This is a genomic window from Saccharibacillus alkalitolerans, assembly GCF_011090185.1.
GTDB lineage: Bacteria > Bacillota > Bacilli > Paenibacillales > Paenibacillaceae > Saccharibacillus > Saccharibacillus alkalitolerans.
Map to the genome: position 1 here is coordinate 512,707 of NZ_JAAFGS010000002.1, position 22,373 is coordinate 535,079.

21 protein-coding genes are annotated in these 22,373 nt (G+C 59.9%); 5 read left to right on the top strand and 16 right to left on the bottom strand.

Annotation, left to right across the window (positions count from 1 at the left end; all coding sequences use genetic code 11):
- Positions 1-181: 181 nt before the first annotated feature.
- Complete coding sequence (locus GYN08_RS07775) at positions 182-592, top strand: DoxX family protein (protein WP_166273613.1); 411 nt, start codon at positions 182-184, stop codon at positions 590-592.
- Between the two features lie 531 nt (positions 593-1,123).
- On the opposite strand, the gene GYN08_RS07780 is transcribed toward GYN08_RS07775, so the two are convergent.
- From GYN08_RS07780 to GYN08_RS07805, 6 genes are all read right to left on the bottom strand, one after another.
- Positions 1,124-1,738 carry a DUF2087 domain-containing protein gene (locus GYN08_RS07780; RefSeq protein ID WP_166273614.1) on the bottom strand — a complete coding sequence of 205 codons (615 nt, stop codon included), beginning with the start codon at positions 1,736-1,738 and terminating at the stop codon, positions 1,124-1,126.
- 107 nt (positions 1,739-1,845) lie between these two features.
- Positions 1,846-2,460, bottom strand: coding sequence for a histidine phosphatase family protein (locus GYN08_RS07785; protein WP_166273615.1), 615 nt, complete (start codon positions 2,458-2,460; stop codon positions 1,846-1,848).
- Positions 2,461-2,477: 17 nt separating this feature from the next.
- Positions 2,478-3,815 carry an MFS transporter gene (locus GYN08_RS07790; protein ID WP_166273616.1) on the bottom strand — a complete coding sequence of 446 codons (1,338 nt, stop codon included), beginning with the start codon at positions 3,813-3,815 and terminating at the stop codon, positions 2,478-2,480.
- A gap of 11 nt (positions 3,816-3,826) precedes the next feature.
- Positions 3,827-4,183, bottom strand: a complete 357-nt coding sequence (locus GYN08_RS07795; protein WP_166273617.1) for a DUF2087 domain-containing protein — start codon at positions 4,181-4,183, stop codon at positions 3,827-3,829.
- 202 nt (positions 4,184-4,385) lie between these two features.
- Entirely contained in the window at positions 4,386-5,258 is an 873-nt protein-coding gene (locus tag GYN08_RS07800; protein WP_166273618.1) for a hypothetical protein, read from the bottom strand.
- A 98-nt stretch (positions 5,259-5,356) separates the two neighbouring features.
- Positions 5,357-5,938 carry a hypothetical protein gene (locus GYN08_RS07805; protein ID WP_166273619.1) on the bottom strand — a complete coding sequence of 194 codons (582 nt, stop codon included), beginning with the start codon at positions 5,936-5,938 and terminating at the stop codon, positions 5,357-5,359.
- Positions 5,939-6,202: 264 nt separating this feature from the next.
- Between GYN08_RS07805 and GYN08_RS07810 the strand changes: the two genes are divergently transcribed.
- A complete protein-coding gene (locus tag GYN08_RS07810) occupies positions 6,203-7,012 on the top strand; it encodes a polysaccharide deacetylase family protein (protein WP_166273620.1) in 810 nt (269 codons plus the stop codon).
- A 111-nt stretch (positions 7,013-7,123) separates the two neighbouring features.
- Here the strand turns inward: GYN08_RS07810 and GYN08_RS07815 are convergent, their stop codons facing one another.
- The 6 genes from GYN08_RS07815 to GYN08_RS07840 all read right to left on the bottom strand — a co-directional run bounded on the left by GYN08_RS07815 (position 7,124) and on the right by GYN08_RS07840 (position 15,227).
- Positions 7,124-7,747 (bottom strand): LysE family translocator, encoded by a 624-nt coding sequence (locus GYN08_RS07815; protein ID WP_166273621.1) that lies wholly within the window; start codon positions 7,745-7,747, stop codon positions 7,124-7,126.
- A gap of 191 nt (positions 7,748-7,938) precedes the next feature.
- A complete protein-coding gene (locus tag GYN08_RS07820) occupies positions 7,939-8,748 on the bottom strand; it encodes a WD40/YVTN/BNR-like repeat-containing protein (RefSeq protein ID WP_166273622.1) in 810 nt (269 codons plus the stop codon).
- Positions 8,749-8,870: 122 nt separating this feature from the next.
- The gene (locus GYN08_RS07825) at positions 8,871-10,313 is read right to left on the bottom strand and encodes a serine hydrolase domain-containing protein (protein WP_166273623.1); all 1,443 of its coding nucleotides are present in this window, start codon (positions 10,311-10,313) and stop codon (positions 8,871-8,873) included.
- A gap of 60 nt (positions 10,314-10,373) precedes the next feature.
- Positions 10,374-11,033 carry a M48 family metallopeptidase gene (locus tag GYN08_RS07830; RefSeq protein ID WP_166273624.1) on the bottom strand — a complete coding sequence of 220 codons (660 nt, stop codon included), beginning with the start codon at positions 11,031-11,033 and terminating at the stop codon, positions 10,374-10,376.
- A gap of 231 nt (positions 11,034-11,264) precedes the next feature.
- The gene (locus GYN08_RS07835; protein WP_166273625.1) at positions 11,265-14,669 is read right to left on the bottom strand and encodes an S-layer homology domain-containing protein; all 3,405 of its coding nucleotides are present in this window, start codon (positions 14,667-14,669) and stop codon (positions 11,265-11,267) included.
- A 291-nt stretch (positions 14,670-14,960) separates the two neighbouring features.
- The gene (locus GYN08_RS07840) at positions 14,961-15,227 is read right to left on the bottom strand and encodes a hypothetical protein (protein WP_166273626.1); all 267 of its coding nucleotides are present in this window, start codon (positions 15,225-15,227) and stop codon (positions 14,961-14,963) included.
- A 225-nt stretch (positions 15,228-15,452) separates the two neighbouring features.
- On the opposite strand from GYN08_RS07840, the gene GYN08_RS07845 reads away from it, so the two are divergent.
- Positions 15,453-15,806, top strand: a complete 354-nt coding sequence (locus GYN08_RS07845; RefSeq protein WP_166273627.1) for a YtxH domain-containing protein — start codon at positions 15,453-15,455, stop codon at positions 15,804-15,806.
- A 236-nt stretch (positions 15,807-16,042) separates the two neighbouring features.
- Here the strand turns inward: GYN08_RS07845 and map are convergent, their stop codons facing one another.
- The 3 genes from map to GYN08_RS07860 all read right to left on the bottom strand — a co-directional run bounded on the left by map (position 16,043) and on the right by GYN08_RS07860 (position 20,145).
- On the bottom strand, positions 16,043-16,792 hold the full coding sequence (map, locus tag GYN08_RS07850; RefSeq protein WP_166273628.1) for a type I methionyl aminopeptidase: 750 nt from the start codon (positions 16,790-16,792) through the stop codon (positions 16,043-16,045).
- 112 nt (positions 16,793-16,904) lie between these two features.
- Positions 16,905-17,855 (bottom strand): glycoside hydrolase family 43 protein, encoded by a 951-nt coding sequence (locus GYN08_RS07855; protein WP_166273629.1) that lies wholly within the window; start codon positions 17,853-17,855, stop codon positions 16,905-16,907.
- Between the two features lie 271 nt (positions 17,856-18,126).
- Positions 18,127-20,145, bottom strand: a complete 2,019-nt coding sequence (locus GYN08_RS07860) for an elongation factor G (RefSeq protein WP_166273630.1) — start codon at positions 20,143-20,145, stop codon at positions 18,127-18,129.
- 197 nt (positions 20,146-20,342) lie between these two features.
- Between GYN08_RS07860 and GYN08_RS07865 the strand changes: the two genes are divergently transcribed.
- Together GYN08_RS07865 and GYN08_RS07870 are read left to right on the top strand one after the other, a co-directional pair.
- Positions 20,343-20,966, top strand: coding sequence for a DJ-1/PfpI family protein (locus GYN08_RS07865; protein ID WP_166273631.1), 624 nt, complete (start codon positions 20,343-20,345; stop codon positions 20,964-20,966).
- Positions 20,967-21,101: 135 nt separating this feature from the next.
- Complete coding sequence (locus GYN08_RS07870; RefSeq protein WP_166273632.1) at positions 21,102-21,557, top strand: GNAT family N-acetyltransferase; 456 nt, start codon at positions 21,102-21,104, stop codon at positions 21,555-21,557.
- 106 nt (positions 21,558-21,663) lie between these two features.
- On the opposite strand, the gene GYN08_RS07875 is transcribed toward GYN08_RS07870, so the two are convergent.
- Complete coding sequence (locus GYN08_RS07875) at positions 21,664-22,251, bottom strand: hypothetical protein (protein WP_166273633.1); 588 nt, start codon at positions 22,249-22,251, stop codon at positions 21,664-21,666.
- Between the last annotated feature and the right edge of the window lie 122 nt (positions 22,252-22,373).

A 22,373-nucleotide genomic window follows, 5' to 3' on the forward strand; every position in this document is an offset into this window, starting at 1 on the left:
ACGCTGCGCGGACCTTCCGTTTTTTTGCGTGCCGCCATCCGTGTTGCGCCGCTTGACCGGGCTTTTTCCCCTTCGCGGTGTACGCAAGGCGGCAGGCGGGTAATAACAGGTATTCGCATCCTTGCCTGACGAAAACTTGCAACCGTATCCGGACCCATCCATCGAAAAGGAGCTGAATGCGATGAACGACCGCAATCCCCCGACAACCGTCCCGCGCACGATCGGGCGCATCCTGTTCGCCCTGCTGTTCGTGGCGGCGGGCATTTATCATTTTCAGGAAACGATCGGATTCGCCGCCATGCTGCCCGACTTCGTGCCGCTGCGCAAATGGATTGTTTGGATCTCCGGCGTGGTCGAATGGATTCTGGCGATCCTGCTGTTCGTGCCGCCGATCCGCAAAAAGATGGGCATCATCATCGCGATCTTCCTGATCGCGATCTTCCCCGCCAACATCTATTCCGCCATCATGAACATTCCGATGCCGGGCCAGCACTACACGCCGCCGATCTACCTGTGGCTCCGTCTGCTGGTGCAGCCTCTGTTCATCTGGTGGATCCTGTGGGCGACGCGTCCTCCGAAGGAGAAACGCTGAGCGAAGAAGCGCGCCGTGCTGCGAAAGCGTATACTGCGAAGAAGCTGCCGGGCAAATGCCCTGCAGCTTCTTTTTTCGCGGGTGTTCCCTTGTGCAGAATCGGGGATTTGTCCGGCGAGCATGCGACCGCCGGCGGAAGCCCGGCAGCCTGCCCGCAGCGGCGGCCTTCGGCTCGGCTCGGCTCGGCTCGGCTCGGCTCGGCTCGGCTCGGCTCGGCTCGGCTCGGCTCGGCTCGGCTCGGCTCGGCTCGGCTCGGCTAACGGATTCTATGTCCCTTAGACCGGCAAATCAAGCCTCTCCGCGATTTTAACGGATCGCATGTCCGTTAGCCGCTCGCCCAGCCTCTTTTTCCGCCAAAAATCAGCTGATTTCTGCTCTAAGCGTCACCTGGATCCGTTAAAATTTCCCCGCCGCTCCAAATGCCCGCTAAGCGTCTGCTGATTCCGTTAAAACCATAAGCCGCTCGGGAATCCACGCGGAGCACCCTTGCGGTATTCGCATCGCAAACGGGCGCCGCACGCAGGCCTCGCTTTATTTCAGCGTCTCCCAACGCTCCCACAATTCCGGCGGGTTCAGCTCGTAGATGCCGTTTTCGCGGAACATGTATTGATGCATGATGAATTCCCGACGCAGCGTGGCGAAGTCGTCATGGAACGTTCTGATAAAGTCGTTGATCTCCCGCTCCTCGTATTTGCGTCCCGGCTCGAGCCGGCGGACCATCTCCTCCAGCACGATCAGCTTCTTTTTGAGCTGGGCCGGAATGCTTTTCAGACGGCCGTCGGCGGCGAAGAAGCTTTTCAGCACGGAAGCTTTCGTCTTCTCCCGCTGCTCCAGCATCTCCGAATCGGCTGCCGTTTCCGAAGCTTCCGCTCCGCGCCGGTAGATCAATTCGGCCGTGGCCGAGCCGCTGCTGCGGATAAAATAATCGTCGAGCGAAAAATAAATCGTATTTTTGTCCCGCCGCTCCCGGATCAGGCTCGCCGCCCGCAGCTTCGACGCGTGATGGGTAATCGTCGCCGGCGTGACGCTCAGCCGCTGGGCAAGCGCCTGCCCGTTCAGCTCGCCTTCGCTGAGCAGGATCAGCATCCGAATCCGCGTCGGATCGGCCAGCGCCTTGTGGTAAGCGACCAGTTTCTCCAATTGCATGCCAACCGAACTCCTCTCGGGTTGATTCCGTTTCTTCCCCAATTAGAGCATGAATCCGGCAGAGGAAGCAACCTTGACGGACGCTCCCTGCCGAAGCTGCCAAACCTCTAATCGCGGCCGAGATGGCGGACGTCCGCGAAAACGCCCAGGCGGAACGTTCCGCCTGTCCCGGCGATCAGCTCGGTCAAGGAGCATTCCGGCACAAGCCCGCTCTGCTCGTCGGCAAAGTTCGGGCAAACGGCATTCAGCTCCGCTTCCGGGAACGTGCAGGCCAGAAAATCGGTGATCAGTCCGCCGTGCGTGACGAAAGCGATCTCGCCGCCCGGAGCGCATAAGCCCGCCCAGTGCCGCAGAGCGGCACCCAGCCTCGCCGACGCCAGACGGACCGAATCTCCGCCGCAGGGCGGGACATAATCGGGGTCTTTCGTGCAGCGGTCCCAGACCGCTGCGAATTCCCCGAACGTCTGCCCGGGCACGTCGCCCCAGTTCGCGCGCTCGCGCAGCCGGCTATCCACTTGGGCTTCCCGCCCGGATGCCGAGGCCACAAAGGCCGCCGTTTCCCGCGCGCGCCGCAGCGGACTGGTCACGACCGCCGCGAGCGGACGGTCTTTCAACGCATAGGCGGCGGCCCGCGCCTGCAGGACGCCTTCGGGCGTCAGCGGCACGTCGCCCATCGACGCCTCCTTCAAACCGTGGCGAATCAGCCAAAACGTGATGTCCATGTTTATCCTCCGCGTATTCAAGATTGAGGCTGCGGCCGCGCGGACCCCGCTGCGGCATTCAGCTCCCGCCTCTGCGGCAGCAGCGTCAGCGCCGGGATGCAGGACAAGACGATCAGCAGGCCGGCTCCCAGACCGATCGTCCTAGCGGGCAGAACATCCAACAAGACGCCGGCGGCCAGCATCGACACGCCCATCGTGACGTTCGACAGCGTCTCGTTCAACGCGAATGCCCGCCCGTGGACCCGTTCCGGCACGGCGCGCATGATCAGCGTCGCCAGCGCCGTGTTGCCGACCCCTCCGCCGAGCGTCGCCAGCAGAATGAAGGCGCCGCCGAGCGCCAGATTCGGCGCGGCGCTGACCAGAATATGGGCCAGCCCTTCCGCCGCGGCGCCCGCAATCAACACCTGCACCGGCCAGCGCTTAAAATAAGGCGCCAGCAGGCCCCCCAGAATAAAACCGATCCCCAGGCAGCCGTACAGCAGCCCGACTCCCCGGTCCCCCGCGCCGAACACCTGATACCCGTACACGCTGATCAGCACGTTGATCGCTCCGCCGCCGATCGGCCAGGCGACCGACTGCACGGCGACGACCCTCATCAAGGCCAAACGCCGGAACGTTTTCCAGAAGTCGGACTCGCTTCGGGCCTGCTCGGCCTTTCTGATCTGCTCGGCCTCTCGGGCGCGTCCGATCTGCCGGGCCTGTTCGCCCCTTGCGGTCCGGACGTTCCGTCCGGCGCCTTTCGGCGATTGCGCGTTGCGCCCCTCCTCCTGCCCAGGCTCCCCGTAGGGCATGCGCCAAACCAGCAGCCCCGACGCCAGAAACGTCGCCGCGTTCAGCAGAAACGACCACTGCGGCCCGAATGCCGCGCTGGCCGCGCCGCCGAGCATCGCGCCGAGCGTCATGTTCATGCCCGCCAGGCTCTGATCGAAGGCGTTGGCAGCCTGCAAATTTTCGGCGCGCACGATGCGCGGAATCAGCGCCTGCCTGGCCGGCAGCGACAGCGCCGAGAACACGACCAGCCCGACCGTCGCGGCGTAAGCGATCCAGACCCGATCCGGCGAGTCGACCAGCAGCAGGGACAGCGCCAGCCCGATTCGCGAGAAATCGGAAACGACGAGAATCGCCTTTTTGTTCCGACGGTCGGCGAGCATGCCGCCGATCGGTCCCATGGCCAGAAACGGCAGCGTCCTTGCGGCCAGCGTAATGCCGACCGCCATGCCGGAGCCGGTCAGTTGAAGCAGCAGGCTCAGAATCGCCACGCTGCTGAACCAGTCGCCGATCCCGCTGACGAAGTTGGCCGCCGCCAGCTTGCGGTAGGCCGGCTCGCTTTTCATTACCTTCAGCAGTTCGTTCATCCCGCCCCCCCTTACGACAGTTCTTCCCAGCGGCGGGCCGAAGCCGCCGGGGTTCGCCTGTAAATTTCGTTTTCCCGCGTCATGAAGCCCTGCACGATGAATTCCCGCCGAATCGTCGCGTAATCGTCATGATACAGGCGGATGAACGCGTTGATCTCGCTCTCCGAGTACGGGCGGTCCGGCTCCAGCTTGCCTGTCAGATGCTCCAGCACGATCAACTTTTTCTTCAACTGCGACGGAATGCTTTTCAGCCGGCCTTCCTTGTCCAAAAAATTCCGGATGACCGAGTCCCTCTGCCTGCGCAGCGCCTCCGGGAGCGATTCCGGCTTGGGATTTTCGTTTGTTTCCGCTGTTTCCCGTTCAATCATGTTCGCTTCTCCTCCAGCCGGGGGAAAGAGAGCTCTTCCTTCCCCCTATCTAATTTAACAAAAATCTAATTAGTTATTTGTTAAATTAGATGTTAATGCCGGATTGTCCCGTTGTCAACGCAAAAAAAAGAAGCGGGCCGCATCGCGGTCTCCGCTTCCTTGTCTTCATCTTCCGTTTCCGCGCGGCCGATTCCCCTTCCGCTTACGCTTCCGGCAGCAGCATCCGCCAGAACTGCCAGGCGGCCAGATATTCCGGCAGCTCGCTTCCGTTCTCCGCGGCGCACACGCCCATCCGGCAGTACAGGCGCAGCAGCGCTTCCTGCACCAGCCGCTCCTGATCCGCCGTTTGGATGCCGAGCCCCGAGTAGGCGCCGAACAGCACTTCCAGCGACAGGTCGTCCGGCGTCGAGCAGAAGGCCTGCACAAAATCGTACAGCACCGGTCCGGCCGTCGGCTTCGGTTCGAGCACCCCGACCAGCTCCGCCTTGCGGAACACGAGGCTGCGCGCATCCATGCCGCCGTGCAGCAGGTATTTGCCTCCGGCTTCCGCCAGCGGCTCGAGCAGCAGCGCCACTCGCTCGCAGTCTTCCGCCGGCTGCAGGCCGTTCAAGTTCTCCCGGGCTTTCGACAGCTCCCGCTCGTTAAATTCGCTCCAGGACGAGCAGGGCTCGGTCAGCCTTCCCCATTTGCCTCCCGCCTCGTCCGCTTCGTAGCGGTTCAGCAGCTCGTCGACGAGCTGCGGCAGCCAGACTTTTTTCGATCCCCGGTCCGCGGCTTCGCCCCCCGCCGTTCCGTCGACGTAAGGCTGGACCAGATAACCTTTGACCGGATCGGCATACAGCAGCTTCGGCAGCAGCGGGCTGTCCGGATAAGCTTTGTACAGCTGCTCGGCCATGGCGATATTTTCGGGCGCGTCCATGCGCAGCGCGTATTTCGGTTTTCCGTCCGCGGTCAGCAGATACGTCCGCTTGCCCTCTTCTTCGCTTTCGGGCTTTTCCCGGAGCTCGACCGTCTCGATGATGCCTTTCATAAACAAATGCTGAATGGTAGCGTAAATGCGCGGTGCAAGAATCATGCTTTCTTTTTCCCCCTAATGCTTGGTTGCCGGTGTGAACGAACTGATGTATTTTACCATGACGCCCAGGGTTGGAAAAGGAATTTATGCCGCGCCGCTTAGCGTTCGAACAGCTCGGGATAAAATTTCGGGCTGAGGCAGTGCTTGTCGTTCAGCGGCGGATCGACGGCTCGTTCGGCCAATTCGCCGAGCTTCGCTTCCAGGCCTTCCACCGCTTTGACCGTCCGCGGCGTCACGTCGGACGGCTTGTCGGCATCGGAGATCGTCACGACGAGCTTATCCCGCCGTACCCAGACGTGCGCCGGCAGGCCGAACAGACGAAGATGGCCAGGCTGGCGCAGGTTCGGATGATTGGGGATGCGGAACCGATCGGCGGCCGCGCTCGCTTCGTCCGTTTCCGGCAGTTCTTCCAGCGTAATGCCCAGCTGTCCGCATACCTTCTCCAGCTCTTCCCGCGAGGAAACGCGGAACGCCGCCATCAGCCGGTCACGGTCGCCCGTCTGGTCGGCATTGGCCCGGCAGAACCGGAATACCCGCAGGCGGCCGGCCCATTCCTTCAATTCGAGCCGGGGATGCGTTTCGTAAAAGTAGCGGTACCAGATTTCCTCGAGCTCTTCCTGAGTCGGCACATGGCGTTTTGGCCCTTTTTTTTCCTTCGGACCGAAAAACAGTCTCCACATGGGCGATCCCTCCCGTTTCGTTTGAATGAAAGAAGGCTGCCGCATGCGTCCGCCGGCTCGCCGTCTTCCTCTTACCGTTATTGTACCCGCTGAACGAAAGAATGCGAGGCTCACGGCCGTTTTTTTATGCAAAGACCCGCCTGCGGGCCTTAGACGGCATTGACCGCGGCATGCTGTAAGCGTATTCTATTCGTGGAATCGCGGAAATCCCGCAGCGGAAATCGCCGCGAAATACCCGGGTCACACCGAACAAGGGGGCAGAGCATGAATCTTGTATTGAACCTTTTTCCCGGCGGACGGCACAAAGCGCTGACGTTCAGCTACGACGACGGACGCACCCAGGACCGGCGGCTCGTCGAGATCTTCAATCGGCACGGCCTTAAGGCGACGTTCCACCTCAATTCCGGCAAGTTCGACGAACCCGGCTACGTCAAGTACGAGGAAGTGTCGGCGCTGTACGCGGGGCACGAAGTGTCCGCGCATACCGTCAACCATCCGTTTCTGGAACGGATTCCGCGGGAGCGCCTGATCATGGAAGTGATGGACGACCGCGGCGCCCTGGAGGAACTGGCGGGCTATCCCGTGCGGGGCATGTCTTACCCCTACGGCGCCTATACGGAGGAAGTCGCGGAAGCGATCGGATCGCTCGGCATCCGCTACTGCCGCACGGTCCGTTCGACCGGCGAATTCGCGGTGCCCCGGCGGCCGCTGACCTGGCACCCGACCTGCCATCACAAGCAGATGCGCGAGTACGGACAAAAGTTTCTGGAGCTCGATCCGCCCGCCCACTACGCCAATCTGGCGCTGCTGTACGTCTGGGGCCACAGCTACGAATTCGACAACGACGACAACTGGCAGGAGATCGAAGAATTCTGCGCCGGCATTTCCGGACGGGAAGACATCTGGTACGCGACGAATATCGAAATCGCGGATTATCTGGATGCCCTGCAAAGGCTGGAGTTTTCGGTCAGCGGGGCGATGGTGCGCAATCCGTCGGCCGTATCCGTCTGGGTGACGGCCGACGGACAGGCGATCGAGATCGGCGCGGGGGAGACCAAGCGGCTGGACGCATAACCTCACCGGCGGACGAGCGCGGACGAAAAGATCGCAAGCGAGATACGCAAAAGACACGGGGATTCCCATCCCCGTGTCTTTTTTCGGCTCGCCGCGAATCGCCGAGTCGATCTACGGACGCCGCTCGAGCGCCAATTTCACGCCGAAGCCCAGCAGCACGAAACCGGTCACGCCCTGCATCGCGCCGCGCACGGACGGACGCTTGAGCCAGGCGCCGATCCGATCCAGCAGGCAGACGTAGAAGAACATCCAGACTACCGTCATGACCGTATAGGTCAAGCCCATCAGCAGGAACGGCACCAGCGGTTCCGCGCCGGCGGCGAGAAACTGCGGCAGGAACGTCAGGAAAAAGACGGCGACCTTCGGATTCAGCATGTTCGTCAGCATTCCTTGAAGGAGCGGCGAGCGGTTTCGATGGCGGTTATCCGGATCGGCCGCAGGATTGCCCTTGTTCCGGCGCAGCGCGATCAGCGACGTAATGCCCAGGTAGATCAAGTACAGCGCTCCCGCATATTTGAAAACGGAAAACAGCAGCGCCGACTTCACGATCAGCGCGGACAGGCCGAGCACGGCGGCAAACGTATGCGCCAGCGTGCCGACCGCGCTGCCCAATACCGTTTGGACGCCGCCTTTTCGCCCGTAAATCATCGTATTCTGCGTCGCCAGACCGGTGTCCGGCCCCGGCAGCAGAATCAGCAGAAACGACATGAACGCAAACAGCCCGAAATGCTCCATTTCCCAACCTCCCGAAACCGAATTTGATCCAGTTTATCACAGGAAAGCGAAAAAGAATACGGTCCGCCGGAGGCCGAAAACGAAGCCGCGAGGCAGTCCGCGCACCCTCCTGCTCGGCGAGGCGTCGACAAAAAAAAGGAACCGGCATCCGGCTCCTTCCGTTCTTCTTCCCGTCACATCTTCTTCCCGCCTCACTCGTCGCCGCGCTCGAACGTCCAGGTTCGGCCTTCGATCGTGATCGACCAGGCGCGCCCGGTCTCGTCGGCGAGGCGCTTCGTTTTCCAGCTTAATCCGTGCAGTTCCCCCTGCTCGCTCCGAAGCGGATCGGACCAAGTCTCGCCGCCGTCCGAAGTGACGTAGAACAGCAGCGGATTTTCCTCTCCGCTGCCGGCTGCGTAATCGGCCTGCGCGATAAACAGGCCCAGCTCCGTACCGGAGAACAGAAGCGGCGCTTTCGGCCGGAATCGGGCGGTGCGGAAGTCGGCCGGGATCTTCAGTGCCGTCGGGCTCCAGGATAAGCCGCCGTCCCGGGTCTCGAACAGAAGCGGGTTCCCTTCCTGCGGCGTATCGACCGAGACCCATCCGCGCCGTTCGTCGGCGAATCGCACGGCGCCCACCGAACCGGAAGGGAAAGAGCCTTTGCGGGAATCGTCGATCTTTTTCCACTCTTGGCCGCCGTCCCGTGTGGCGTACAGCGTATTGTCGATATTGGACTTGCCGTTTATTTGAGCTTCTATTTTCCAGCCCGCCAGACTGTCGTCCAGATAAGTTTCGCGGGTTTGCGTTTGTTCGGCAGGCGTGCCGGATTCAGCTTTCGCTTCCGGCTCCGGCGTTTCTGCGGCGGACGGCTCGTAAGCCGTCCGAGAAGGCGATACGGGCAGCGGCGAAGCTCCCGTGCCGGCAAGCCCGCTCTGCGCGGAGCAGCCCGCCAGCAGACTGCCCGCGAGAAGCACGCAAGCCAAGCCGCCGGCATTTATCGAAAATCGGTGTCGTTTCATCATGATGATAACCTCCTCATTCGCCGCCAGTATAACAAACTTCGGAAGCGCGAAAGTGACAGCATCCGCACGCGTTGTCACTTCGAGGTTAAAATTCGGTAACCAATCTCCTGCCGGCGGGGAACCTAACGCCGGCTCGGATGCCGGATTTCCGCCCGTGTTCCGTTCATTCGTCCGAGCGCTTTATAAGTCTTGAAGCCGAACGAAACGTTAAGGGAGAACCTCCATTCGATGCCTCCGTCGGCTTCGCGGATCGTATGAACCGCGATGTAAGGCGTCTCGATATACCGCATCGTAAGCCGCAGAATCCGCTCCCCTTCCCCGGCGCTTTCGGCCGAGGTCACGACACGCTGACGATGCAGGGACAAGTCTTTTACGAAGACGCCTTCCGCTTCCAGCGGCCGCCCGAAATCGAACGGCAGCGTGCCGCTTCTCTCGTCTTCCCCGCCGTAGTCGGCCGTCAGCTCCAGTCCGCCTTTCGTCAAACGGAAAGAGACGGAGAGCAGTCCGGCCGGGTTGTCCTCAAGTTCGTACACGGCTCCCGGAATAAACGGCATTCGGGAAGCGAATTCGCCGGATATCGCCTTCGCCTCAAGATCGGCATCCGTTTCTTCGGCCGACCGATCGACGCGAGGCGGCGCTTCGCCGGACAGTTCGAAAATGAAGTCCAGCAGCGTCTGCAGTTTGCCCATGCTCGGAAAGGCGCAGCCCGCGGCCGCCACGAGACCGTGCTTCGGCGAGATCAGGCACAACTGCCCGAACGAGCCGTCGCCGCGATACGCCCCGAAGCGGCATAAATGGAACTGAAAGCCGTAGCCCTGCGCCGAGTCGATCCGCTCCGGCCCCACGCCGGCGCGGTTGTCGCTTTGTTCCGAAGAGGCCTGCTTGACGTATTCGGCCGACAGGATGCGCCGTCCGTCATAGAGGCCGCCGTCCAGCAGCATCTGTCCGACCTTCGCGACGTCTTCCGTCGCCAGGCTCAGCCCCATTCCGCCGGCCGTCACGCCGAGCGGGCAGACCTCCCACGCCGGCCGGGCGATGCCCAGCGGATCGAACAGCGTCGGCATGAGGAAATCGACCAGGTTCATGCCCGACACGCGTTCGACAACGGCGGACAGCATATAGCTCGAAGGCGTGCTGTAGCGGTAATGGGTACCCGGTTCGCGCTCGACGGGCTGTTCCAGAAAAGCCGCCGCCCAATCCTCGCGCGAGACGACGGCGGGATAAATATCGCCTTCGTGCCCCGCCGTCATCGACAGCAGATGGCGGACCTTCATGGCCGCAAGATTCGGAGAGGCTCCGATGCCGGCAGACAGCTTGTCGGGAAAAAAGGAAACGATCGGATCGTCCAGCTTCAGCAGGCCCCGGTCGCAGGCGATGCCGACGGCGATCGAGGTAAAGCTTTTGCTGAGCGAATACAGCAGCTGCGGAACGCCGCGCCGATACGGCTTCCGGTACCATTCCAGTACGGAGCGGCCTCCGCGCAGCAGCACCAGGCTGTTGACTTCGAGCCCCGCGCGTTCGATGATCTTCGGCAGAGCGGCATATTCGTTTTGCCCGGCTATCATAAGTCAGCTCTCCTTCCCAAATGCGTACACCCGGATTAGTCTTCTCCCGATGCCGGAGCGTCACATGACCATAAAATGCCCGTAGCGGTTGAGGTAGGCTTCCCGCTCTTTATAGTCCGGCAGGATGCTGCCCAACTTGCGCCAGAACGAGCGGTCATGGTTCATATGGTGGATGTGGCATAGTTCGTGCACGATGACGTAGTCGATTGCGTACACGGGAGCCATCGCCAGCAGATAGTTGAAATTGAGCCTTCTTTTCGAATCGCAGCTGCCCCATTTGGTCGCGGATTCTATGATCTCGATCGACTTCGGTTCGGCTTTGAGCTGCTTGGCGTAGGCGCCGATCCGCTCGTTCACGACCTTTTTGCAGCTGGAAAAGTAAAACTTCTTCAAGTCGGCGCGCAGCTGCTCTTCGGTCCGCCCTTCCGTGGCGATCAGCTCGTCCAGTCGGCAGCGGCGGCCCAAATGCAGGAAATCTCCTTCGCCGCCTTCGCGGTATTCTTTCGGTCTGGGGCCTTCGCGCGCTTTTTCCTGTTTGGCCCGGGACTCCAAGATCCAATCGGCCTGCCCCGCGACGGCCTCGCGGATCGCCTCTTCCGGCATGCCGTTCGGCGCTTTGACCGTGACCAAGCCGTTCGGATCGAGCTGAACGTATATTTTTTTGCGTTTGGCGTATTCGACGTGGAATTCGATCGTTTGGTTGTTATGTTCGATGTTCATGGAAAACTCCTTCGCTGCCTTTTTCCGCTTGCTTCGTATTCGATCTCTCGCTAGTCCCAGTATAGATAGCGTTTCGGTCGGCCACAACTTTCGGCTCGGCGGAATTCGGCATAAAAAAGAAGAAGCGCCGGGGAAAGCGCTTCTTCATGGGTCTTCGCAAACGGAAAGCCGTTTCCTTTCGATCTATTCGTCTCCATTTATTCGTCGACACGTTTGCCGCGCGAAGCGAATTTACTTGTTCATCATCGCCAGAATCATGCTGACCGCTTCGGCGCGGGTCGCTTCCTTGTTCGGAGCGAAACGTCCGCCGCCTGTGCCGCCGGCGAGACCGGCTTTGTTCGCTGCCGCGATGTACGGCACGGCCCACTTCGGCACGTCCGCCGCGTCGCGGAACGACAGTTTCGCCGCCGGATCGACCGGAAGCTTCGCCGCCCGGACGATCGTCGCGGTCAGTTCGGCGCGCGTCATGGCTTTGCCCGGACGGAACGTTCCGTCCGCGTAGCCGCTAATAATTCCCGCTTCGACCGCGGCCGCCACGTGAGGCGCCGCCCAGGCTCCGACGCGATCGCTGTCCGCAAAGGAAGCAGGTGCCGCTTGCGTCGGCAGATCGAGCGCGCGGGCAATCATCGTCACGAACTCGGCGCGCGTGACTTTGGCGTTCGGACGGAAGTCTCCGTCCGCGTAGCCGCTGACGAATCCGGCGGCTACGGCTCGGCGTACCGCCGATTCCGCCCAGTGTCCGGCCAGATCGTTCAGCGCCGGCTGCGGGATGGCAGTCGCGTTATCCGCAGGCGCCGAAGGAGCGTTCGGCGCCGGTGCCGCAGGTGCCGCCGGCGTAGGCGTAGGCGCTGCCGGAGCCGGGGCGGCCGGTGCCGGCGACGAAGCAGCCGGGAACGTCGGCGCAGGATTTCCAGGCACGTAAGGCGCGCTTCCGCCCGGAGCCGGTGCCGGTGCCTGCGTCTCTTTGACAATGCCGAACCGGTCGATCACGAACGGAGCGGCATTGTCGATCTTTTGATCGATTTCGTAAGTCGTGGCCGTCAAGCGTCCGCCGTCGATCGTGATCGCGACGAAGTTCTGCACCTGTCCGCGTACCGGACGGGTATTATTCGACGGGTCCGGGCCGTATTTGGCGGCATGGTTCTCCTCGGCACGCTCGAACAGATTGTAATAAGCGTCGCCGAGCGCGTCTTTTTTGTTCTTGTAATACACTTTGGCGCCGGCGGTAGCCGGGATCATGTAGATCGTTCCGTCCGGATTCACCGTGTATTCCACCTGCTGCCCGCCGACGGATTCTTTGATGACGGAAGCCTGTCCGGCCGTTCCGTCGCTCTTGATCGGCTTGGTGCGGGCATAGATGTGGTCATGTCCTTGCACCACGAAGTCGATATCGAGCTGCGCCATCAGCGGAGCGATCTTTTTGCGTACGCCGTTTTCTCCGATGATGTCTTTGTCCGTCGCGTGGTTGGACGTCGTGTAAGGGCCTTTGTGGATATTGACGATAATCCACTGGGCGCCCGCCGCTTTGGCGGCCTGCGCGTCCCGCTTCATCCATTCCACCTGATCGACGGAGAAGTTGGCGTACGTCTCCGAATTCTCGTTCGAGTTCAGCACCATGAAATGCGCGTTGCCGTAATCGTACGAGTAGTAAGCGCCCGTCTCGGTTGCCGAACCTTCCGGCGTATCGAGGTTGAAGTGGTCGATGAACGCGTAGTTCTCGTCTTCGTGGTTGCCCGCCGAAGGCGCGATCGTTGTCCGCATCAGGCTGTCCTGCGAATGGCCCAGCAGCCAATCCCACTGCAGTTCTTTGGTGCCCGTGTCGACGATGTCGCCGTTATGCACGACGAATTCGGCGTTCGGCACCGTTTGCAGCGCCTTTTCCAGCGTCTCCGCCGACAGCGCCGCTTCGTCTTCTTCCTTCGCCTGGGTATCGGCTAGATCGATGAAGGTGAACGAATTGCTGCCGTCGTCGGTACGGAACGTGCCCGTTTGGCTCCAGATGTCCCGGGAAGCGTCGCCGACGCGGTAGCTGTACGTCGTTCCGGCTTTCAATCCGGATACGACGGCTTTGTGCACCCGCTCTTCAGGCGAGTTGGTCGAAATGTAGCTGTCGCCTTTGAACGGAATCGCCTGCGAGAAGTCAGCGCCGTTCTCCGTCACCTGAACGTCGCTGCCCGTCACGGACTGCGGCGTATACCACGTCAGGCCTCTCGACGTGCGGCTGTCGCCGTGGAACGTCGCGGTCACTTTGCTTACCTGCGGCTTTTCCGCGCTTTCGTCCGTTTTGCGGATGCCGTAACGGTCAAAGAATACCGCCTCGCCGCTGTCCGGATCGACGGTGTACGTCTGGTAGCTCAGCGTGTCGCCGGTGACCCGGAAGCCCGAGAACATCGGCAGATTCGGCTGCCCGGATTTCGCGGCGTAGTCGAATGTCCGGTCCGTTTTCATCTTGTACATCTTTTTGCCGGCCGCGTTCGTGATCAGGTACAGCGTGCCTTCGGGATTCGTGACGAATCCGTCTTGATCCGGCACGATGTCCGTGAGCGGACGGTTATCGTACATTTGGTAGCTGCGCGTATACGTGTGGTCGTGTCCGCTCAGCACCATGTCGATATCCAATTCGTCGAATACTTTCGTCAGGTTTTCGCGGAAATATTTGACGTCCGTATCGTCCACATGGTTGGCCACCGAATAAGGCGCCTTGTGCTGGACGACCACTTTCCACTTCTGATCGGTCCGCGAAGCTTCGTTCCGCAGCCATTGAACCTGCTTGTCGTACACGTCGCGAATATTCGCGTCGGAGCTGCTGCCCGAATATTCGTTGTTCAGCACCATGAAATGCACCGGGCCGTAGTCGAACGCGTAGACCGACCCGTCCGGCTTGGCGCCCGTAGCCGACAGATTCGGCAGATTGAAATGGGTCGCGAAATTGTCGTAGTTTTTGCTCTCGTGGTTGCCCACGACCGGCATCAGCGGCATTTTCGTCAAGATTTCGCTTGCTTCGCCGAAGAACCATTTCCACTGCTCTTCGCGGTCTCCGTTATCCACCTCGTCGCCGGAGATCAGCACGAATTCCGATTTCGGGAACTTGTTCAGTCCCGCTTGGAGCACCGTATTCCAAATTTTGAAATCGGTTTGCGTGGTGCCTTGGGAATCGGTCGTGAACAGGAAATCGAAATCTTCGCGTCCCGCTCTTTCCGTCGTGAAGGTGGAGATTCCGCTCCAGTTGCCTTCGTTTCCGTCGCCGGCGCGGTAAGCGTACGTCGTGCCCGGCTTCAGGTTGTTCGCCACCACTTTATGGCTGCTGTACTCGGTAGTTTTTTTCGCGTCTTTGTCGGCTTTGGTCTCGTAGACCGCCGTCGTGACGGAAGTGCCTTCGTACGTCATGACGCCTTCGGCCGGGAAAGCTCCGTTTACGCGTCGGTCCGCTTCGACCACTTCAAGCTTGGTTCCCGTCACGTCCTTAGGCGCGTACCAGGCGAAGCCCATGCTCGTGGACGGGTCGCCGTTGAAGTTCAGCGTGATCGATTCCGGACGTCCCGCCGGGATCGGGGTCTCCGTCTGCGCTTGAGCGGTCAGGCTCATGTCGAAGTACAAGTCGGACCCGTTCGCGCGGCTTACTTCCGCCGCGAACACGTTGGAGCCCTCTTTCAGGACGCCCCGCAATTTTTCCGTGAGATCGACTTTATCGACGCGCGGAAGGGCGCTCGCTTCAACCGCTCCGCCGGATGCGCTTCGGTAAACTTCTTGACCGTTGACATAGAAAACGATTTCGCCGAAATGCCCGAACTGCGCTTCGAACTTCGTTTGTTCTTGAAGCTGCGAAGCGTCCAGCGTTTTTTCGGCGCGGAAGTAAGCCGTTTCGCCCTGCGGGCTTTGGATCGCTCCGTATCCCGTCGAAGTCTTCAGACCGCCGAATTCGGCGGTTTAGAAAGCTTCGTCGGCCGGTTCTTTATATCCGAGCGGAGCCGGACCGGACTGCCACGCTCCGTCTTCGTAGACGCTCTGCCATACCGTTTGCGGCTGCGTTCCGTTATCCAGATACTGCCACTGCGAGCCTCCTGCCAGAAGAATCTTCGGCTGCGCGCCGTCTGCCGCCGCCGCGTGGCGAACGGACAATCCAGGACTCAATACTCCCAACAGCAAAACAAAAGCCAGCGTTACCGATAATGCGCGTACCCAGGTTTTAAGCATGATTCGCTCCCCGTTATGTATTCTGGAAACCCCTCTCCAGTCGGGTTCCAGCATAGCAGTCAATTGTTAACAGGGGGTTTTATCGAATCGATCTCTATGTAAAAAATAGAATAATTCCATCCGCTCGATAAACGGACTCAAGCTTTTTTAGAACCGCTTTCTGTTAAAAGCTCCGCCAACCGGGTAATAACGAACAAAGATTTTAATCGAAGGGAGATTATAACCATGGAAAAATCCTTTGTTACCACAGCCGCGATCGGCGCCGCAGCAGGTGCGCTGATCGGAGCCGGAGCCGCCGTTCTCGTCGCTACCCAGAAGGGCGAGCAAATTCGCCACACGGTGCTCGACGCCGCGGAAGCTCTGCGCGAAGTCGGCCCTCAGGTCAACGAGCAGGGTCATGCGCTGGCCGAGAAGAGCCAGGAAGTGACGGGCGTCGTCAAGGAAACGCTCGGCGCCGTGAAAGAACTCAAGGAAGATACCGTATCCGCGGCGCGCGACGTCAAATCGAACGTGCAGGATTCCATGCGCACTTCCGGCACGGGCGACAAGCCGACCGACGGAAGCGCGGGAAGCATGTAACCCGTTCCTTCTGAATCAAAGCCCTTTCCCCAGGCGGGAAAGGGCTTTTTGACGCGCCCGCGCGGGATTATGCCCAGGCTGCGAGAATCGTACGAGATCGCGCGAACGAAAGCGGACGGCCGTCAACTTGATCGGGACGCTTTCCCCCGCGCTTCTCACCGTATCAAAAAAAGAGCAGGGAGTCGGCGGGTAGTCCCGCTTTCTCCCTGCTCTTTTCCCGGATTTGCGCCGGCCGCTTAGTCCTGCGACGTCAGAATCCGCGGACCGTCCTTCGTAATGGCCAGCGTATGCTCGTACTGCGCCGAGTTGCGGCCGTCCTGCGTGCGGGCCGTCCAGCCGTTGTCGTCGCGCGACGTCTGCCAGACGCCCGCGTTGACCATCGGCTCGATCGTGATGACCATGCCTTCCTTCAGGCGTTGGCCTTTGCCGGGTTCGCCGTAGTGCAGCACCTGCGGCTTCTCGTGAATCGTCGGTCCGATGCCGTGTCCGGTATACTCTCGCACGACGGAGAAGCCTTCGCCTTCCACGTAGCTCTGGATGGCGTAGCCGATATCGCCCAGCCGGTTTCCGGCAACGGCCTGCCCGATGCCCAGTTCCAGGGCGCGGCGGGTCACTTCCATCAGGCGCCGATCCTCCTCCGAGACGTCGCCGACCGCGTAGGTCCAGGCCGAATCGGCCAATCCGCCGTTCAGGTTGACGACCATGTCGATCGTCACGATGTCGCCGCTCTTGAGCGGCTGGCGGCGAGGGAACCCGTGGCAGACCTCGTCGTTGATCGACGCGCAGGTGGCGTATTCGTAGCCGTTATAGCCTTTTTGTTCCGGCGTGGCGCCGTGCTGCTTCAGATACTTCTCCACGAACCGGTCGATCTCCATCGTGGTGATCCCCGGCTTGATCATTTTGGCAATTTCCTTATGGCAGGCCGCCAGGAGATCCCCGGCCGCGTCCATCAGTTGAATTTCGCGTTCGCTTTTGAGTGTGATCATGGATTTATCGCTCGATTCCTTATGAATTTGTCGGAGCGGAGCCTTAAGCCGCCGCATCTGTCTCATAAGGATAACGCGCTTCGGAAAAGCGTGCAACCGCAGGGCCGAACCGTCAATAACTCGGCCAACCGCCGGAATCCCAGATCAAGTCGCTGATCAGCAGCTTCGGATTGCCGCCGTCTTCGGCATCGTAGGCGTGGCGAACGATAAGGTTCGAGTTGTAGACGTCCTGACCGCCCGGTCCTTTCCAACGGGCATTGCCGGAGTCGAGAACGGTTCCGCCGTTGTTCATCAGGCTTACGCCGTTTTTATCCACGTAAGGTCCCGTAATGTTTTTCGAACGGCCGTACACGATTTTGTACGTGCTGTTCACTCCGCTGCAGCATTTGTCAACGGAAGCGAACAGATAGTAATAGCCGTTTCGATACGTGATGGAAGGCGCTTCGATCGCTCCGTCGTTTATGGTGCGCCGGGCGATCGAGTAAAGGCTGCCGGTCGGCTTCATCGTATTTTTATCGAGCTTGGTCAGCTTTAATCCGCTCCAGAACGAACCGAAGGCCAGCCAAGGATCGCCGTTCGCGTCGATGACCAACTCGGGATCGATCGCGTTGTAATCCTGCGTGCCGTTGGTCGCCAGCACCATTCCTTCGTCTTTCCAGCTTCCCGCGCCGACGCTGCTCGCCGAGGCAAGACCGATCGCCGATACGTTTTTGCCGAAGGTCGAAACGGAATAATAGAGCCATACTTTTCCGTTATACGACTTGACGTCGGGCGCCCAGACATCCATCGGATTCTGATTGGGAACATGGGTTTTCCACCATGACGGAGCGTTCAAGAAGATTTGCGGAACCCGATAGAAATTCGCGCCGTCGTCGGAACGCAGCACCTGAATCCCGGGGCCGGTCGAAAAGACGTACCAGCTGCTGCCTTCCTTGATGATCGTAGGATCATGCACGCCGACATCGCCGCTTAATTCCCAATGGGCCGCATAACTGCGAGTTTCGCCGAGCGCTGCCGCCATAACGGTCAGCACGATAAGTAAAATGCCGAATTTGCGCTTCATTTCGGTTTATCCCTGCCCTTCTGTACGTGTGTGAGTAATCCCAACCAAATAGATAACGCTTTCAAAAACCGCCGTTTCTTCCTTTCGCTCCTCCTTTCCTAAAGCCTTCCGCCAAAGCTCCCGAATTATGTATGCGCTTTAACTTCAGCTTTATGTATAAAAGTTTAGGTTGATCTAAAGCAAATGTCAACAATATATGATAAATTTTGTAAGTTTTTTGCCTCGAAAAGCCCGACTGTCCTTCCCTGGCCAGTCGGGCCGGATGATCGAGTTACAGCAAATGCATCGCCGCCTCCGCTTCGTCCCAAGGCACCGAATATCCCGCCCCTTTGGCGCAAAAGATCGACGAAGACGTATACAGCGGATCGGCGTTCTTGTCATATCCGCGCCGGGCGATCACCTCTTCCGCGTTGTGGCACGGACGATAGCCGCCGTAAGTCAGACTCAGCAGACCTTTCCCGCGGGTGTAAGAAGCAAGCTCCGTTCCGTAATTCATGAACGTCGCCGCCGGCGCAAGGCCGATCAGCAGCAGATGGGTCTCGCTCGTCTCCGGCGGATCGAAGATGCCGTGCGCCTGCTGCACATCGGCCATCACTCGGCCCATATGTTCCAGCTCCGCCCGAATGCGGAAGCGATAGCACGGCTCCAGCAGCACGTTGTCCGCCTTCTCGAGCCCCTGCCGCAGCGCGCGCAGCGCCGCTTCGCGGAAGTCTCCGCCGTGCGTATGCTTGTTGTGCGCCCTTCCCGTCAGCAGCGTGACCTTGACGTCCGTCAGCGGCGAACCGGTCAGCAGGCCGTGATGCTCCCGCTCCAGCACATGCTGTCCGACCAGATTGCGGTAGCCGACGGACAGATCGTCCGCATGGCAGGCATCCGCGAATAGGACGCCGCTCCCCCGCTCGCCGGGCTCGATCCGCAGATGGACCTCGGCATAATGCTTCAGCGGCTCGAAATGCCCGTAGCCCGTTACCGGAGCCGCTACCGTTTCCCGGTACAAAATCTCCGGCGTTCCAAAAGAAACGTCAAGCCCGAACCGTTCCTTCAGCACGCTGCTCAGCACTTCGAGCTGAATCGCGCCCATCATGCGGATATGGAGCTGCTGCAGTTCTTCTTCCCATACTACGCCGAGCGCCGGATCTTCGGCTTCCAGCATGCGAAAGATCCGCAGCACGTCCTTGACCGGCAGCTCGCGCGGAAAAGCCGCGTCCGCCGTCAGCGTCGGCGTCATCTCGAACGGGACGCGTTCGTCGGCCAGTTCTCCGATTCCCGCTCCGGCCTGCGCTTCCGTCAATCCGGTCACGGCAAACAGCTCGCCCGCATGGGCCCGGTCGGCCTGCGTATAACGATCGCCGCTGTAAATACGGATTCCCGTGACCTTTTCTTCCAGCAAGCCGTTTCCCGCTCCCCGGTATTTCGCGAATTCCCGCACGCTCAGCGAACCGCGCAGCGCCTTAATATACGTCAGCCGCGTCCCGCTCTCGTCGTGCCCGATCTTGTAGATCTGTCCCGCGAACGCTTCTTCCGCAGCACGCTCCGGCGCCGCGTAATCGGTCACGGTCAGCCGGTCGAACTTGTCCAAAAAGTCCGTCACCCCGCTATCCAGCAGCGCCGAGCCGTGCAGGCACGGATAGACGCGGCACTCGCGGATCATGGCGATCAGGGAGTCCGTCCACTGCCGCGGCGTCAATCGGTCTTCCAGGTAGTCTTCCAGCAGCGCTTCGTCCCGTTCCGCGAGGAACGTTTTAAGCGAATCGTCGAGAATAAACGTTCTCTCTACGGAAGCCGCGGAAGCCGTTTCTTCGAAGCCGGCCGGCTTCAACGATTCCGTGATCTCCGCCGCGTCTTCGGTCAGCAGGCTGCGGATCTCGCCCAGTACCCGCTCGACGTCCGCGCCCTCCCGATCCGTTTTATTGATGAAAAAGAACGCCGGAATCCCGTAACGACGCAGCAGCTGCCAGACCGTCTCCGTATGCCCCTCGACGCCCTCCACCGCGCTGAGCAGCACGACCGCATAGTCCATCGTCCGCAGCGCGCGTTCCATTTCGGCCGAGAAATCCGCGTGACCCGGCGTATCGAGCAGGTAATACGTCGAATCGCGATACCGCATGACCGCCTGCCCGGCGAACACGGTAATGCCCCGCGCCCGCTCGATCTCGTGATTGTCCATAAAAGCGTCCTTGTGATCCACCCGGCCGCGGCTGCGGATGCTGTTCGTATGGTAAAGCAGCTGCTCGGCGAACGTCGTTTTGCCCGCGTCCACATGAGCCAGCATTCCGATCGTTTTGTTCATAAAAAAGCTCCTTTGGCGAAATCGTATTCTGTATGTACCGTACCCGGGAAACAAAGCTTCGGTCAAGCGCGTCCCAGGAGAAAAAGAAAGGAATGCTCCCGCCGCTTTTTTTCGCGATCCTCGACATTACGCTGTCCATGTTCAAGCTGTACGGTTGGGCTCTGCTCGACAAATAAACGCACCGCCAAGGAGGAGCCATGAAATACGCTTATACTTACGTGCTGGACACGATGGCCGATTGGGAACTGGGAATGGTCACCGCGCAGCTTAACTCGGGACAATATTTCAAACATCGCGGCAGCCGCCTGCCCGTCAAAACGGTCGGAGCTTCCAAACGTCCGATCACCACGATGGGAGGCATGACGATTCAGCCCGATCTGACGGTCGAGGAGGTCACGCACGAGACTTCCGCTATTCTGCTCCTGCCCGGCGCGAATACTTGGGAAGATCCCGAACATCTGCCGATTATCGAAAAAACCGAAAAACTGCTGAATGCGGGGGGCAGGGCGGCCGCCATATGCGGAGCAACCGCGGCGCTGGCCAATCACGGCATATTGGATAACCGTCCGCATACGAGCAACGGGTTGGAATACTTGAATTTATTCTGCCCCGCGTACCGAGGCTCCGCTTATTACCGGGACGAAAAGATCGTGACGGACGGCAATCTGATCACTACCGGCGCTTCGGGCGGACTCCTGCTGGCCCGCGAAGTCATCGCGCTGCTGGAACTGTTCAGTCCGGAAACGTTGGAGGCTTGGTATAACTACTTCAATACCGGCGACCCTTCTTATTTCTATGCCTTGATGGAGACGATTATGTGATTTAACCTATCACAAAAGAAGGATACATATCCAAAAAGAGAGTCAAATACGTTTCGAAAAGAATTGAAGAGACGAAAAAAAGGAGATATAATCATTTTATGTGAGCAAACATAACTTAAATGAGAGGACCTTGCCATGAATATTGTAATCGACGATCTGAGAGGTCCGGAAGTCGCGGCGCTGCTGCAGGATCATCTGGATAGCATGAAGCTGCATTCGCCGCCGGAGAGCATTCACGCGCTGGATCTCGACAAGCTGCGCAAGCCGGAAATCACGTTTTGGAGCGCTTGGGAAGACGGCGAGCTGCTCGGCTGCGGCGCAATCAAGGAGCTTGACCCGACCCATGCGGAATTGAAGTCGATGAAGACCGACAGCCGTCACCTGCGCAAAGGCATCGCGGAGAAGCTGCTGATTCATATTATCGAAGAGGCCCGCAGGCGAGGATACAAGCGGATCAGTCTGGAAACGGGATCGATGGACGCGTTCGTGCCGGCCCGCACGCTGTACGAGAAGCACGGATTTGCGGAGTGCGGACCGTTCGGGGATTATGCGCTCGATCCGAACAGCATGTTCATGACGAAGGAACTGTAAGTCTTTTTCATTCCCCAAAAAAGGCCGCTTCCCGTCCGTCGGGAAACGACCTTTTTCGGCTTGAATGACGCGCTTCCTGCCGCGTTCCGCCGGGATCGAACCGCCGTCAATTCATATAAACGGCCCGTCGTCTGTCCATGAGCGAAATAAACTCGGCCTTGTCGTCGGCGCGGAGAATGACGGATGCGGTATACCAATCCTGCGCCTCATCCATCCCCCCTTTCATCATCTCCGGGTTTGCCTCCGTTAGCAGTTCTTTCGTCCGCGAGTCGTAATAATAAACGAGCATTCCCGGACTTTCGGGCTTCATGTAACGATCGCCGTACAGCTTAACCAGTTCTTCGCGGGACATGCCGACCTGCGCGCCCCGCGCCGTTTGGTAGCGACCACGCGAGTCCTCCAGCAGATCCATGCCAACGACCTTGTTTTCCCGATAAGTCAGCCGGACTCCTTCTTCGTAAGCGATACCACCGGGCTTCTCCTCGCCGACGAGCGCTCCGACGGCTTTTTCGGCTTCCTCCCGTTCCATCCCGTAGCAGACACGCGAACCGGTCTCCTCCGCTTTGACGATGCACATATCCCGCTCGGAAAATACGTTGGGTTCGAATTTTTCTTCCCGTTCCCCGCCGCAGCCGACCGTCATGGCGATGCAGGCAGCCGACAGCAGACCCGGCACGGCTTGCTTCCTTTTCATCCGACCCTCTCCTTTCTTTCCAATCTCTATATAAACGTTACCGGGACGCTGCAGGTCTCATCGATTCGATCGCGGCGCAACCTTTTTTGCCGGACGGCGTCTATTTTACCGTTCGGGGATAC